Origin of the sequence: Nitrospirillum karajorum (assembly GCF_036348415.1) — a bacterium.
In the GTDB taxonomy this organism is placed as follows: domain Bacteria; phylum Pseudomonadota; class Alphaproteobacteria; order Azospirillales; family Azospirillaceae; genus Nitrospirillum; species Nitrospirillum amazonense_B.
The window spans coordinates 440,579-453,121 of sequence record NZ_JAZBQB010000002.1; the positions used below are offsets into that span (position 1 = coordinate 440,579).

The 12,543-nt window shown below is 68.1% G+C and carries 16 protein-coding genes; 7 read left to right on the plus strand and 9 right to left on the minus strand.

Annotation, left to right across the window (positions count from 1 at the left end; genetic code table 11):
* Positions 1 to 3 precede the first annotated feature (3 nt).
* The gene (locus UCD39_RS09640; protein WP_330495814.1) at positions 4 to 813 is read left to right on the plus strand and encodes an amidohydrolase family protein; all 810 of its coding nucleotides are present in this window, start codon (positions 4 to 6) and stop codon (positions 811 to 813) included.
* On the opposite strand, the gene UCD39_RS09645 is transcribed toward UCD39_RS09640, so the two are convergent.
* From UCD39_RS09645 to UCD39_RS09670, 6 genes are all read right to left on the minus strand, one after another.
* On the minus strand, positions 810 to 1,289 hold the full coding sequence (locus UCD39_RS09645; RefSeq protein WP_330495815.1) for a phospholipase D-like domain-containing protein: 480 nt from the start codon (positions 1,287 to 1,289) through the stop codon (positions 810 to 812). The two genes, UCD39_RS09640 and UCD39_RS09645, sit on opposite strands and share 4 nt — an antisense overlap.
* Before the next feature lie 17 nt (positions 1,290 to 1,306).
* On the minus strand, positions 1,307 to 2,155 hold the full coding sequence (locus UCD39_RS09650) for a phospholipase D-like domain-containing protein (protein WP_330495816.1): 849 nt from the start codon (positions 2,153 to 2,155) through the stop codon (positions 1,307 to 1,309).
* Between the two features lie 170 nt (positions 2,156 to 2,325).
* Positions 2,326 to 3,054 carry an SDR family oxidoreductase gene (locus UCD39_RS09655; RefSeq protein WP_330495817.1) on the minus strand — a complete coding sequence of 243 codons (729 nt, stop codon included), beginning with the start codon at positions 3,052 to 3,054 and terminating at the stop codon, positions 2,326 to 2,328.
* A 108-nt stretch (positions 3,055 to 3,162) separates the two neighbouring features.
* Positions 3,163 to 4,359, minus strand: a complete 1,197-nt coding sequence (locus UCD39_RS09660) for a UxaA family hydrolase (protein ID WP_330495818.1) — start codon at positions 4,357 to 4,359, stop codon at positions 3,163 to 3,165.
* Between the two features lie 10 nt (positions 4,360 to 4,369).
* Complete coding sequence (locus UCD39_RS09665) at positions 4,370 to 4,687, minus strand: UxaA family hydrolase (protein WP_330495819.1); 318 nt, start codon at positions 4,685 to 4,687, stop codon at positions 4,370 to 4,372.
* A 22-nt stretch (positions 4,688 to 4,709) separates the two neighbouring features.
* A complete protein-coding gene (locus tag UCD39_RS09670) occupies positions 4,710 to 5,750 on the minus strand; it encodes an aldo/keto reductase (RefSeq protein WP_330495820.1) in 1,041 nt (346 codons plus the stop codon).
* Positions 5,751 to 5,926: 176 nt separating this feature from the next.
* Between UCD39_RS09670 and UCD39_RS09675 the strand changes: the two genes are divergently transcribed.
* Together UCD39_RS09675 and purU are read left to right on the plus strand one after the other, a co-directional pair.
* A complete protein-coding gene (locus tag UCD39_RS09675; RefSeq protein ID WP_330495821.1) occupies positions 5,927 to 6,751 on the plus strand; it encodes an IclR family transcriptional regulator in 825 nt (274 codons plus the stop codon).
* A 149-nt stretch (positions 6,752 to 6,900) separates the two neighbouring features.
* Positions 6,901 to 7,785 (plus strand): formyltetrahydrofolate deformylase, encoded by an 885-nt coding sequence (gene purU, locus UCD39_RS09680; protein WP_330496535.1) that lies wholly within the window; start codon positions 6,901 to 6,903, stop codon positions 7,783 to 7,785.
* A gap of 77 nt (positions 7,786 to 7,862) precedes the next feature.
* Here purU and UCD39_RS09685 read toward each other — a convergent pair whose 3' ends face one another.
* Together UCD39_RS09685 and UCD39_RS09690 are read right to left on the minus strand one after the other, a co-directional pair.
* Positions 7,863 to 8,531 (minus strand): hypothetical protein, encoded by a 669-nt coding sequence (locus UCD39_RS09685; RefSeq protein ID WP_330495822.1) that lies wholly within the window; start codon positions 8,529 to 8,531, stop codon positions 7,863 to 7,865.
* Between the two features lie 177 nt (positions 8,532 to 8,708).
* On the minus strand, positions 8,709 to 9,155 hold the full coding sequence (locus UCD39_RS09690; RefSeq protein ID WP_330495823.1) for a MaoC family dehydratase: 447 nt from the start codon (positions 9,153 to 9,155) through the stop codon (positions 8,709 to 8,711).
* Positions 9,156 to 9,321: 166 nt separating this feature from the next.
* Here UCD39_RS09690 and UCD39_RS09695 point away from each other — a divergent pair, with 166 nt between their 5' ends.
* The 3 genes from UCD39_RS09695 to UCD39_RS09705 all read left to right on the plus strand — a co-directional run bounded on the left by UCD39_RS09695 (position 9,322) and on the right by UCD39_RS09705 (position 11,387).
* Positions 9,322 to 10,122 carry an AzlC family ABC transporter permease gene (locus tag UCD39_RS09695; RefSeq protein WP_330495824.1) on the plus strand — a complete coding sequence of 267 codons (801 nt, stop codon included), beginning with the start codon at positions 9,322 to 9,324 and terminating at the stop codon, positions 10,120 to 10,122.
* Entirely contained in the window at positions 10,119 to 10,439 is a 321-nt protein-coding gene (locus UCD39_RS09700) for an AzlD family protein (protein WP_145734138.1), read from the plus strand. Before UCD39_RS09695 ends, UCD39_RS09700 begins: the two co-directional genes overlap by 4 nt.
* An 84-nt stretch (positions 10,440 to 10,523) precedes the next feature.
* The gene (locus tag UCD39_RS09705) at positions 10,524 to 11,387 is read left to right on the plus strand and encodes a pirin family protein (protein ID WP_145734136.1); all 864 of its coding nucleotides are present in this window, start codon (positions 10,524 to 10,526) and stop codon (positions 11,385 to 11,387) included.
* 24 nt (positions 11,388 to 11,411) lie between these two features.
* Here UCD39_RS09705 and rraA read toward each other — a convergent pair whose 3' ends face one another.
* Entirely contained in the window at positions 11,412 to 11,888 is a 477-nt protein-coding gene (gene rraA / locus UCD39_RS09710; protein WP_330495825.1) for a ribonuclease E activity regulator RraA, read from the minus strand.
* 209 nt (positions 11,889 to 12,097) lie between these two features.
* Here rraA and UCD39_RS09715 point away from each other — a divergent pair, with 209 nt between their 5' ends.
* Complete coding sequence (locus UCD39_RS09715; RefSeq protein ID WP_145734132.1) at positions 12,098 to 12,475, plus strand: fucose-binding lectin II; 378 nt, start codon at positions 12,098 to 12,100, stop codon at positions 12,473 to 12,475.
* Positions 12,476 to 12,543: the final 68 nt, after the last annotated feature.

Consider the following 12,543-nt stretch of genomic DNA (forward strand, 5'->3'; position numbering starts at 1 on the left):
GCCATGATCGACGCCCACCAGCACATCTGGCGCCTGGGCCGCCATGGCTGCGCCTGGCCCACGCCGGATCTGGCCATCATCCACCGCGACCATGACGCGACGGAGCTGGAGGCCCTGGCGGCACCGCTGGGCGTCACGGGCAGCGTGCTGGTCCAGTCCCAGCCCTGCGACGCGGATACCGATTACTTGCTGGCCGAGGCGGCGGCCCATCCCTTCATCCTGGGCGTGGTCGGCTGGGCCGATCTGAAGGCGGCGACGGCCCCCCGGCGCATCGCCGCTCTGGCGGAGCAGCCCAAGATGCGCGGCCTGCGGCCCATGTTGCAGTCCCTGCCGGTGGACTGGATCGCCGATCCGGCCGTGGATGCGGCGGCCCGCGCCCTGGTCGCGCAGGACCTGACCTTCGACGCCCTGGTGCTGCCGCCCCACCTGCCGGCCTTGCTGGATTTCGCCCGCCGGCATCCCGATTTGCCCATCGTCATCGACCATGGCGCCAAGCCCTATATCGCGCGTGGCGAGATAGAGCCCTGGGCGGCAGATATGCGGGCCTTGGCCGCCCTGCCCCAGGTCCATGCCAAGCTGTCCGGCCTGCTGACCGAGGCCGGCACCCGCACCACGGCCGAGGCGCTGAGGCCCTATGTCGACCTCCTGCTGGACGCCTTCGGTCCCGACCGCGTGATGTGGGGCAGCGACTGGCCGGTGCTGAACCTGGCGGGCGGCTATGCCGGCTGGCTGGACATGGCGCGCGGCCTGGTGCCGGCTGCGGCCCATGCCGCCGTCTTCGACGGCACGGCGCGGCGCTTCTACCGTCTTTAAAGCACGTCCTCCACCAGGCGGGCGCCCCATTCGCCCAGGCGCTCATCCAGGCCGCGATGGCGCCATGCCTCGGGGTCAATGGCCTTGGCGTGGGTTAGGTCGTGCTGGAACATGGCCTCCATCTCCCGGCCGAAGCCGGCACCCAGCACCACAGCGTTGATCTCGTTGTTGAAGGCCACGCTGCGCCAGTCGAGGTTGGAGGAACCGACGGTGGACCAGTCGCCGTCGATGACCGCCGTCTTGGCGTGCAGGATGGCGTCGGCGTATTCGTGGATATGCACGCCGGCCGCCAGCAGGTCGCTGTAATAGGCCCGGCCGGCCATGACCGACAGAGGGCTGTCGCTAGGCCCCGGCACCAGCACGGCCACGTCCACACCCCGCCGCGCCGCCTGGCACAGCGCGCGGGCCAAGCCCGGCGTCGGCACGAAATAACCGGTGGTCAGGTGGATGGAGGTGCGCGCCAGCGCCACGGCCACCAGCAGGCTGCGATAGATCAGGGGCCGCCCCTCCGTCGGTGCGCCGCTGAGGGCCTGCAGGACTGTTTCGCCCGTCCGGATGCGCGGCGCGGGCGGGGGGCGGTCAGCGGCGGGGCGGCATCGGGCCCCTGGGCCTGGCGCTGTTGCGCCCATGTCTGGGCATACAGGTCCTCGAACTCCGACACCACCGGGCCGGCGACGCGCACGTCGGTATCCCGCCAGGGCCGCTGTTCGGGGTCCCGGTTCTCCCTGCCGCTGCTTTGCTGCCCAGGCCCGGCATGATGGTGCCGGTCATAGACCGCGCTGATGTTCACGCCGCCCACGATGGCCACGGCATTGTCCACGATCAGCAGCTTGCGGTGGTCGCGGCGGTTGACGTCCAGGGTCAGCAGTGCCGCCGGATCGATCGGATTGAACGCCAGCAAGTTGACCCCGCCCTGGCGCAGGCGGGCGAAGACGCTGTCCGGGGTGTCCTGCGACCCCCAGGCGTCATAGATCAGGTTGACCTCCACCCCTTGCGCCCGCTTGGCCACCAGCTTTTCCGCGAAGCGTGACCCCTCCACCCCATCGAACTCATAGCTTTCCATGTCGATGCGGGTGCGCGCGCCATCCAGGGCGGCGTCCATGGCGGCATAGGTTTCGCTGCCGCTGCGCAGCAGGGTGACGCTGTTGCCGCCGACAAAGGGCGCGCCACCGATGATCTCCCCCTGCCGGCGCAACAGGTCCAGCCGGCCGGCGGCATCCGCCGTGGCCAGCGCCCGGGCGATGTCGGGATCCGCCGAAGGCAGCCTGGCGCATCCGGCGAGGCTGCCGACCAAGGCAAGGGCGATAAGGGTGGTTGTGACGAAGCTTAGGCGGGGCGGCATGGATCGGATCGTGCCACCGCCGCCCGCCGCTGGCCATTTCGACCAGCGGCGGAATGGGCCCCGATTTCCGGCTTAGATGGGCGTATCACCAGTGGCGGAGGCTTACCTCCGCCACTGGAGGCCGGCGACCGCCGACACCCGGCGAGTGAGGGGGAATTTTATAAAACTTCTTACGCCGTCCAGCCGCCGTCGATGACGTGGATGGCGCCGGTGGTGAAGGCCGAGGCGTCGCTGGCGAGGTAGAGCGCCAGCTCCGCGATCTCTTCCGGCCGGCCCAGGCGGCCCATGGGCTGGCGGGCGACGAAGGCGGCCTGCGCCGCGGCGTAGTCGCCGGTGGCGGCCAGGCGTTCATCCAGCGAGGGGGTCTGCACCGTGCCGGGGCAGATGGCGTTGCAGCGCACGCCCTTGCCCACGAAGTCGGCCGCGACCGATTTGGTCAGGCCGATGACGGCGGCCTTGGTCGCGCCATAGGCGAAGCGGTTGGGCACGCCCTTGATGGAACTGGCGACGGAGGACATGTTGACGATGCTGCCCCTGCCCGCTTCCAGCATGCCGGGCAGGAAGGCGCGGATGGTGCGGACCATGGCGGTGACGTTCAGGTCCCAGGAGAAGTCCCAGGCACTGGCATCGCATTCCAGGATGGTGCCGGCATGGACGAAGCCGGCGCAGTTGAACAGCACGTCGATGGTGCCGACCTCCGCCGCCAGGGCGGCCACGTCCGCGTCGCTGCGCACGTCCAGCCGGCGCTGCCGGCAGCCCGCCACCTCGGCCAGCTTGTCGGTGTTGATGTCGGTGGCGTAGACGGTGGCCCCTTCGCGCGCGAACAGCTCTGCCGCTGCCCGGCCGATGCCCTGCGCGGCCGCCGTCACAACCGCCGTCTTTCCCTCTAAACGTCCCATGAGAATCTTCCTTTGTTCCTCAAACGCCGTATCCTCGCTTTCCAGTCCGCCACGCTCCCCGGAAAGCTCCGGCGGCCCTGGTCGGGGCCTAGTTTGATATGGTTTTGATCAGGCTGCCCGCGTGGGCAGGCAGGCGGGGCCCACCGGCTCGAACGATTTGTAGGTCAGGATGAATTCCTGGTGGCCGAGGGCCTCGGACACGGTGCGGTTGCCCGCCGCCGCCGCCTCGACCAGGCCCAGGATCTCGGCCCCCACCTCGTCCAGGGTGGCCTTGCCTTCCAGGATGCGGCCGGCGTTCACGTCCATGTCGTCCGCCAGCCGGGTATAGGTTTCCGGGTTGGCGCAGACCTTGATGACGGGGGAGATGGCGGAACCAACGACCGAGCCGCGGCCGGTGGTGAACAGGATGACGTGGCTGCCCGACGCGATCAGTTCCACGATCTCCGCATTGTCGGAGATGTTGGGGAAGCCGAAGCGCGGTTCCCCATCCGGCACCACGTCCATGAGGTACAGGCCACCGGACGGGGGGATGTCGCCCGGCTTGATCAGGCCGCTGATGGGCGAGGAGCCGGACTTGGAATAGGCGCCCATGGACTTTTCTTCCTGGGTGGTCAGGCCGCCTTCCGCATTGCCGGGGGCGAAGCTGCCGAAGCCCATGATGGTGTAGTAGCGCTCCGCCTTCTGCACGCAAGCCTCGATCTCCGCACCCAGTTCCGGCGTGACGGCGCGGTCGGACATGATGCGCTCGCAACCCACCAGTTCGCCCGTCTCCTCGAAGATGCAGGTGGCGCCGGCCTCGACCAGCCAGTCGAAACAGCGGCCCACGGCCGGGTTGGCAGTGATGCCGCTGGTGCCGTCGGACCCGCCGCAGATGGTGCCCACCACCAACTCGTGGCGCGCCATGGGCACCACCGGCGTCTGGCCGGCGATGGCCTTCAGGCGGCCGACGGCCTCGCGTCCCGCCTCGATGGTGGCCCGCGTGCCGCCGGCCTGCTGGATGACCAGGGTTTCCACCGGCCGGCCGCTGGCCACTACGGCCTGGCGCAGGGCCTCACGGTTGAAGCTCTCGCAGCCCAGCGACACCAGCAGCACGCCGCCGACGTTGGGGTGGGTGCACAGCTTGGTCATGATCTGGAAGGCGTAGCTGTTGGGATAACAGCCGGGGAAGCCGATCAGGTGCACGTCCATGTCGTCGCTGAGCGTGACGATGCGGCGGGCCACATGGTGGGCGCATTCCACCAGATAGGCGACCACGATGACGTTGCGGATGCCCTTGCGCCCGTCGCTTCTCTGAAATCCACGCATCTCGCCCATATCAGTGGCCCCCTTCGCTGCCGCCGACCACCTGTCGTGTGTGGCTGGCGATGTAATCGCTTTTCATGTTGTGCATGTGGACATGGCCGCCGACGTCCACCGCGGCGGTCATGGACCCGATGGGCGCGCCGTATTTCAGCACCTTGTCGCCGGCGGCCAGGGCGCGGCGGGCCAGCTTGTGGCCCACGGTCACGTCCTGGGCGGCGGTGACGGGCGTGCCGTCGATGTCCAGGGCGTCGCCGGCGCGGATGGCGGCGCGAACGACCAACACATTGTCATCCGGGTGCAGCAGGATGAGGGGGGAGATGGGCTTGCTCATGCGGCTTTCGTCGTGTTGGGAGTTACGGGGTCGCGGTTGGGGCGGTGGGAATGGGGGCGTCAGGGTGCAACAGGTTGTCGTCGCGCAGGGCCTGCCACAGTGCCGGCGGGATGGCCGTGTCCATCAGGGCGCGGGTGTGGGCCACCTGTGCTGAGTCCGCCATGCCGGGGATCACGCTGGCCACCACCGGATGGGCCAGGGGGAATTGCAGGGCCGCCGCCGCCAGCGGCACCCCGAACCGGTCGCATGCCGCCTCCAGCCGCCGCACGCGGTCGACGATGGCGGCCGGCGCCGGCTCATAATTGTAGTATAGCGGCGCGGCACCCCGGGTGCCGTTCACCAGGATACCGGAATTGTAGGGGCCGCCGACGACGACCTTCACCCCCCGGGCGGCGCAGGCGGGGAAGAAACTGTCCAGCGCCGTCTGTTCCAGCAGGGTGTAGCGCCCGGCCAGCAACACCACGTCGAAGTCGGCGTGCCCCATGGCCTCCAGGCACACCTGCCACTCATTCACCCCCAGGCCGATAGCGCGCACCGCCCCCTGGTCGCGCAGTTCCCGCATGGCGCGATAGCCGCCATCCAGGAATTGGCGGAAGTGGCCGCCGTGGGCGTCGCCGTGGGTGGCTGTGCCCAGGTCGTGGGCCAGCAGCAGGTCGATGCGCTGGCGGCCCAGCCGTCGCTGGCTTTCGGCGTAAGACCGCATGACGCCGTCATAACTGTAGTCGAACACCGGCTCAAACGGCGCGGCGTCGGCGAAGCCGTGGCGCACCGGCCCGGCGTCCGGCGCCACCGGCACCAGCACCCGCCCCACCTTGGTCGACAGCAGCAATTCTTCCCTGGGGTCCAGGTCGGCCAGGACCGCGCCCAGGCGGCTTTCGCTGAGGCCGAAGCCATAGTGCGGCGCCGTGTCGATGTAGCGGATGCCGGCATCCACCGCCGCCGCGACGGCGGCGCGGGCCGCGCCCTCCTCCACCCGCTGGTACAGATTGCCGATCGCGGCCGCGCCGAAACCCAGGGGCGGCAGTTCTGGACAACTGGGGGTGAAGATTGGAAAGGCGTCCATTCGGCTACCGCTGCTAACTCCCGGGGCGGGGTGATTTTCATTCATATACGAAATCACCTTCCGCATATAAAATCGATGGCGGCGGCCCCGAAGTCAAGCGCGCTCACCATATCTTGCCCGGCGCCGCGTCCGATGGCATAGCCCAAGAAGTGTAATTTACAGGCCGGATACCCGCGATGACCGTCGACGCCCCTCTGCCCGACCTCGACACCCCCGACGACCTCACGGCCGATAGCGGGGCGGAGGCTGTACGCAAGTACCGGGCGCCGGCGCTGGAAAAGGGGCTGGATATCCTGGAACTGCTGGCCAGCCACGGCATGCCCATGACACCGTCGCAGATTTCGACCCGGCTGGGCCGCTCGGTCAGTGAGTTGTTCCGTATGATCCAGGTGCTGGAGTTCCGGGGCTACATCGCGCCGGCCACGACGGCGGACGGCTATGAACTGACCAACAAGCTGTTCACGCTGGGCATGGCGCGGGCGCCCGTGCGCACCTTGCTGGAGGCGGCGTTGCCGCTGATGCGCGACCTGACCCTGGCCATCGGCCAGTCCTGCCACCTCGCGGTGGCGTCGGACGATCAGATGGTGGTGGTGGCGCGCATCGAGAATCCGGGCCATCTGGGCTTCTCCGTCCGTCCCGGCTATCACCGCAGCCTGGTGGAGGCGACGTCCGGCGTTGTGCTGTACGCCTACCAGTCGCCGGACACCCAGGCCGTGTGGCGGGCCATGCTGGAGCGGGCCGTGGGGGCGGATCGGGTGGCCCGCTTCATGGACCGTGCCGAGGCGGTGCGCGCCCGGGGGTATGAACAGGCGGCCAGCGACTACGTCATGGGGGTGATGGACTTGTCCACCCCGGTCATCGGCCCCACCGGGGCGGCGGTGGCGGCGCTGACCGTGCCCTTCGTGCAGCACACGCCCCTGGTGCGGCCGCTGGCCGACACCATCGGGTTGTTGCAGTCCACCGCCCGCCAGATCGCGGGGGAACTGACGGAACGGGTTTGAGGACGTCCGCCCGCGTTCCTGGCGCGTCCCGGCCATGGGGAGCCATGCACGCAGAAGGGGTGCGTCACGCGGCCGGTTTATGCTAGACCCGCGTAACTTCCTTCCAAATAATGCTCGCCTGCCTTGAGGAATAGTTCGCCGTGACGACGCTGCCGCCCTCCGCCCTTCACAGCCCCTATGTCCTGGTCCTGACCTGTCCCGACGTGAAGGGCGTGGTGGCCGCCGTCTCCAGCTATCTGGCGGACAATGACGCCTCAATCACCGAATCCAACCATTTCAACGACCAGCTGAACAACAGCTTTTCCATGCGCACGGCCTTCCGCCCCGATGGCCCGGGTTTCCCGGATCTGGAGAGCCTGCGCCAGGGCTTTCAGTTGATCGCCCGCCGGTTCCGCATGGACTGGCAACTGGTGGACATGACGGTGAAGCCCAAGGTGGTGATCGCCGTTTCGAAGTTTGGGCACTGCCTGTACGACCTGCTGCACCGCGCCCGCTCCGGCTCCCTGCCCATCGACATTCCGGCCGTCATCTCCAACCACGACGACATGCGCTCCTTCGTGGAATGGAGCGGCATCCCCTATCACCACCTGCCGGTGAAGGGCGACCCGATGAAGCGGGACAAGGCGGCCCAGGAGGCCGCGTTCATGGACGTGGTGAAGCAGACGGGCGCCGACCTGGTGGTGCTGGCGCGTTATATGCAGATCCTGTCGGCCGACCTGTGCGGCCAGTTGTCGGGCCGGTGCATCAACATCCACCATTCCTTCCTGCCCAGTTTCAAGGGGGCCAAGCCCTATCACCAGGCGCACGCCCGCGGGGTGAAGCTGATCGGCGCCACCGCCCATTACGTCACCACCGACCTGGACGAAGGCCCCATCATCGAACAGGGCATCGAGCGGGTGGACCATACCAAAACGCCGGAAGATCTGGTGGATATCGGCCGTGATATCGAATGCGCCGTCCTGGCCCGCGCCGTGCGCTGGCACATCGAGCGCCGCATCCTGGTGACCGGGCAGAAGACCATCGTCTTCAGTTGATCCTCAAAAGCCGGAAGGGCGGGACCAGCCCCGTGGCCAGTCCCGCCTTTCCTGATACTCAGGATCAACGCCGCCGCTTAGTGCGGCGCCACCGCCGTGGTGGTCGAGGTGCTGACCGAGCCGTCGACCTTGGCGGAGGTGCCGGCCACGGACGCGGTTTCGTGGCTGCGCACGCTCGCCCGGTTTCGGGCGTTCACCCCGTGCTTGTCGCTGGACGCCCCGCCACTGGCGTCAGCCGACAGGCTGGCGCCATCCTTGGTCGTGACCTTGGGGGTCGCTTCCCCAGCGGGGACCGAGACCGTGGGCGCCGGGGCGCTGGCGGTGACACGGGTGCTGCCGGTGGTCTGGGTCGTTCCGGCGGCGGTGCCGTCCGTCACGCCCATGGCGCCGGTCACGGTGCCGTTCTGCGCTTCCTGCGTGGTGGCAGCGGCGTTGACGGCGGCGTTGGTGTTCGCCTTCGCCGCTTCTGTCGCGGTGTCCGTGGTGGTCTTCACCGTCGTGGCGGCGCCATCCACCGCCTGGCCGGCTTGGGTGACGGTGCCGGTGGCCGCCTGGCTGGTGGCGCGGGCGTTTAGGGAGGTCCCGATCCCGGTGGCGCCCAGGTTCGCGCCGGCGGCGGTGTTCAGGGTGCTGTTCACGCCACCGGTGACGGCCCCCGCGGCGTGACCGCCGATCAGCTGGGCGTTGGCGGCCCCGGCCAGCAGGGTGGCCATGGCCACGCCACTCAGCAGAAGACGGGTGTTCATGATGCTCCTCCGTATCGCGGTGTGGCGGGCGCTTTTGAATGTTGGCGCCCGCCCTTGCTACGGAGGGCAGTTCAGCAAGCGATGATGGCGGCAATTCGGCAAATGATGGGAATTAATGGGCTGAATCCTTGCCGCCCCATCCAGCGTTTTTAAAATATTCCGAGAGATTTTGTAGCGCTAAGGGTAAACGGCGGTCAGCCATTCCGCCACCAGCGCGGGCTTTTCCTGTCCCTCGATTTCCACGGTGACGGTGCGTGTCAACAGCCAGCCGCCGCCTTTTTCCTCAACCTCCGTCAGGACCTGGTGGCTGCGCACGCGGGCGCCGGCCGGCACCGGGGCCAGGAAACGGATTTTGTTGAAGCCGTAATTCACCCCCTTGCCCGCGTCCCGCACCTGCAGGGTCTGGTCGCTGAAAGGCGCCAGCAGCGACAGGGTGAGGAAGCCGTGGGCGATGGTGCCGCCCAGCGCGTCGGTGGCGCGCGGCACGTCGACATGGAGCCACTGGTGGTCGCCGGTCGCGTCGGCGAAGCGGTTGATGCGGTCCTGGTCCACCACCATCCAGTCGGACGGGCCCAGGTCACGCCCCACCAGGCCGGGCAGTTCCGCCATGTCGACAACCAGCATTCCCGTTCGCTCCTCTCTGTCATTGGCGCCGGCCCACCTCGGTGCCCTGGGCGCGTGCGGGGGCAGGATGCCAAATTGGCAGGGCTAGGGCACGGACTATGCAGTTCCCCAGCGGCACCATTCCCCTACCATGGCCATCCATTCCCGCCCGACGAACGGATCGCCCATGACCGCCACCGTCCATCCCGACGATGCCGCACCCGAGGGCGCCATAATTGGGAGCGCAGCCCCGGATGAGGGGCCGGGCCGCTCCGTCTCCGCCGAATTCCGCCGTGGCCTGGCGGCCATGATGCCCATCCTGCTGGGCGTGGCGCCCTTCGCCCTGGTGCTGGGCTCGCAGGCGGCGATGAAGGGGCTAAGCCCGCTGGAGGTGGCGCTGATGTGCGGCCTGAACTTCGCCGGCGGGTCGGAGTTCGTGGCCATCGAACTGTGGCGTAGCCCGCCGCAAATCGCGCTGATCGCCGGCATGACCTTGCTGGTCAACTGCCGCCACCTGCTGATGGGTGCCGCCTTCGCCCGGCATTTGCGCTCCCTGCGCCCCTGGCAGGCCGCCCTGGTGCTGTTCGTCATGGCGGATGAGACCTGGGCCCTGGGCATGGACGACGCGCGCCGCCGCATGGCCGCCACCGGCCGGCCGGGGATCAGCCTGCCCTATTATGCGGGCCTGGCCGTTTCCCTGTATGTCGCCTGGGTCGGGGTGACGGTGGCCGGTGCCGTAGTCGGGCCGGTGCTGGGCAATCCCCACGCCTATGGTTTCGACATGGCCTTCACCGCCGTCTTCCTGGTGCTGGTCCGCGGGATGTGGAAGGGCTGGCGGCGCGCCCTGCCCTGGCCGGTCAGCCTGGGGGTTGCGGCGGTCACCCACCTGCTGGTGCCCGGCGCCTGGTACGTGCCGGCGGGGACGCTGGCCGGCTTGGCCGTCGCTTATGTCATCGCCGGATACGAAACACGGGAGGCCGCGCCGTGAATGATCTGGCCCGCTATGTCGCCCTGGATGTCCCGTCGCTACTGGCCATCCTGTCCATGATGGCGGTGACCTACGGCACCCGTGTCGCCGGCTTCCTGGTCCTGCGCAACCGCAGCCTCAGCCCCCGCGCCACCGCGGTGCTGGAGGCAGTGCCGGGGGCCGTGCTGATTTCGGTCATCGCGCCGGCCTTCACCACCACCAACCCGGCCGACCTGGCCGGCCTGGCGGTCACACTGGCCATGGCCTGCCGCTTCCCCATGCTGCCCACGGTGATCGTGGGGGTGGCCGCCACCGCGCTGTTGCGCCATGTGCTTTAAAATGAAGCGGCGGGCGCGCGCCGGTTGATCCGGCCAGATGCCGTAGGCATCCTCGTTGTCCAACAAACCCGTGGGGACAGAACCATGATCGAACTCGTCATCGACCAGCGGCGGCGCGACCTGGGCGGGTTCGAGGTGGGGCGCATCCTGCCCGTGGCCCAGCGCCGCCATGTCGGTCCCTTCGTCTTCTTCGACCATATGGGTCCGGTGGAGTTTCCCAAGGGCATTCCGCTGGAGCGGGACGTGCGCCCGCACCCGCACATCGGCCTGTCCACCGTCACCTATCTGTTCGATGGTGAGATCATGCACCGCGACAGCGTGGGCTCCGAACAGGCCATCCGCCCCGGCGAGGTCAACTGGATGACGGCCGGCAGCGGCATCACCCATTCCGAGCGGTTTGAGAAGGCGCGGGCCGAAGGCGGCCCCCTGCACGGCATCCAGGCCTGGGTGGCCCTGCCCGAGGCGGATGAGGAAACCGACCCCAGCTTCCACCATTATGGCGTGGACGACCTGCCGACCTATGAACATGGCGGACTATGGGCCCGGCTGGTCGCGGGTGAGGCCTTTGGCGCCAAGGCCAAGGTCAAGACCCATTCCCCGATGTTTTACGTGCATTGGGTGCTGCAGCCCGGCACCAAGGCGCAACTGCCGGCCGAATACCCCGAACGCGCGGCCTATGTCGCCGTCGGCTCGGTGGAGGTTGAGGGCAGGACGGTGGAGGCCGGCCACATGCTGGTGTTCGCGCCTGGCCAGCCGGTGCTGTTCACCGCCGTCACCCCCGCCGTGGTCATGCTGCTGGGCGGGGAGCCCCTGGGCCAGCGCTACATCGACTGGAACTTCGTCTCCTCCCGCAAGGAGCGGATCGAGCAAGCCAAGGCCGACTGGCGCGCCGGCCGCATGAAGCTGCCGGACCTGGACGACAAGGAATTCATTCCGCTGCCGGGGTGATCCCGCGTTTAACGTCTGGAGGCGTCACAACCTTATAGCGCTGACGACGATGCCGTCCTCATCGGCATAGAGCCAGGCGCCGGGGGTGAACTGCACGCCGCCGAAGGACAATGGCACGTCCACTTGGCCAGCCCCCGTCTTGGTGCTTTTCTTCGGGTTGGTGCCCAGCGCCTTGATGCCCAGGTCGATGTGGGCCAGGGCCACGCTGTCGCGCACGGCGCCCCACAGCACCAGGCCGGCCCAGCCGTGTTTGAACGCCAGGCCGGCGATGACGTCGCCCACCAGGGCGGTGCGCAGCGACCCATGGCCGTCCACCACCAGCACCGCCCCCTCGCCCGCCTCGGATAGCGTGTGCTTCAGCAGGGCGTTGTCCTCATGGCAGCGCACGGTGCGGATGGGGCCGTGGAAGGAGGCCCGCGCCCCGAAGGAGCGGAACTGGATCTCACAGCTTTGAAGGCTGTCCTCATAGGCGTCGACCAAGTCAGCGGTACGGTGGGTCATGGCCGCTCTCCCTTTGCTGCCCGGGCCCTTTCCTGCCGGGGCGCCGGAAGTGCTTATCTTATCGCGTCCACCAGGATCAGGCTCTCACAACTTTATAAATCTATTTTTGTGGGAAGCTCTCGCAAAAAGATGTATGAGGAAACGGTGAGCCTGTACGCGCTTAAGTTGTTGCGCGTCGGGTCGCCGCAAGAGCAGCCCTGGAGGACAGCATGTACAATACCGCCACTTTCCCCGTGCCGGATGGCACGACGATCAAGATCAACGGTTTCACCAATTCGGCCTATTGGGCCCAGCGCATCGTGATCGAGGTCACCGGCCAGCAGCCGATCACCTGGAACGGTACCGGCGCCCAGGACAACAAGCTGGTGGGCCAGGTGGTCATCCCCCCCGGCAATGGCCGGACGGTCAGCATCACCATGTCCTATGATCCGGGTGGCGGTTTCGCCCCCTCCACCGTCGTCAAGATCCCCTTCGACGATCCCAGCCTGACCGGCTTCGTCATCGGTGGCCAGGACGCCGGCGGCCGCCCCAACGGCCCGGCCAGTTGGAACACGGTGGCCTTTGTTTATTGGGCGAAGGGCTATTGATCCCCTGTCGCCCTGAATGAACCCCCGGATGACGAACCATCCGGGGGCCTTCCTTTAGCGGTGGCGGC

Excerpts from the sequence above, each read along its gene's own strand:
- UCD39_RS09715 (WP_145734132.1), top strand. The coding sequence starts at position 12,098 with ATGTACAATACCGCCACTTTCCCCGTGCCGGATGGCACGACGATCAAG.
- UCD39_RS09705 (WP_145734136.1), top strand. The coding sequence starts at position 10,524 with ATGATCGAACTCGTCATCGACCAGCGGCGGCGCGACCTGGGCGGGTTC.
- UCD39_RS09695 (WP_330495824.1), top strand. The coding sequence starts at position 9,322 with ATGACCGCCACCGTCCATCCCGACGATGCCGCACCCGAGGGCGCCATA.
- UCD39_RS09670 (WP_330495820.1), bottom strand. The coding sequence starts at position 5,750 with ATGGACGCCTTTCCAATCTTCACCCCCAGTTGTCCAGAACTGCCGCCC.
- rraA (WP_330495825.1), bottom strand. The coding sequence starts at position 11,888 with ATGACCCACCGTACCGCTGACTTGGTCGACGCCTATGAGGACAGCCTT.
- UCD39_RS09685 (WP_330495822.1), bottom strand. The coding sequence starts at position 8,531 with ATGAACACCCGTCTTCTGCTGAGTGGCGTGGCCATGGCCACCCTGCTG.
- UCD39_RS09675 (WP_330495821.1), top strand. The coding sequence starts at position 5,927 with ATGACCGTCGACGCCCCTCTGCCCGACCTCGACACCCCCGACGACCTC.
- UCD39_RS09650 (WP_330495816.1), bottom strand. The coding sequence starts at position 2,155 with ATGCCGCCCCGCCTAAGCTTCGTCACAACCACCCTTATCGCCCTTGCC.
- UCD39_RS09660 (WP_330495818.1), bottom strand. The coding sequence starts at position 4,359 with ATGCGTGGATTTCAGAGAAGCGACGGGCGCAAGGGCATCCGCAACGTC.
- UCD39_RS09690 (WP_330495823.1), bottom strand. The coding sequence starts at position 9,155 with ATGCTGGTTGTCGACATGGCGGAACTGCCCGGCCTGGTGGGGCGTGAC.
- UCD39_RS09640 (WP_330495814.1), top strand. The coding sequence starts at position 4 with ATGATCGACGCCCACCAGCACATCTGGCGCCTGGGCCGCCATGGCTGC.
- UCD39_RS09665 (WP_330495819.1), bottom strand. The coding sequence starts at position 4,687 with ATGAGCAAGCCCATCTCCCCCCTCATCCTGCTGCACCCGGATGACAAT.
- UCD39_RS09655 (WP_330495817.1), bottom strand. The coding sequence starts at position 3,054 with ATGGGACGTTTAGAGGGAAAGACGGCGGTTGTGACGGCGGCCGCGCAG.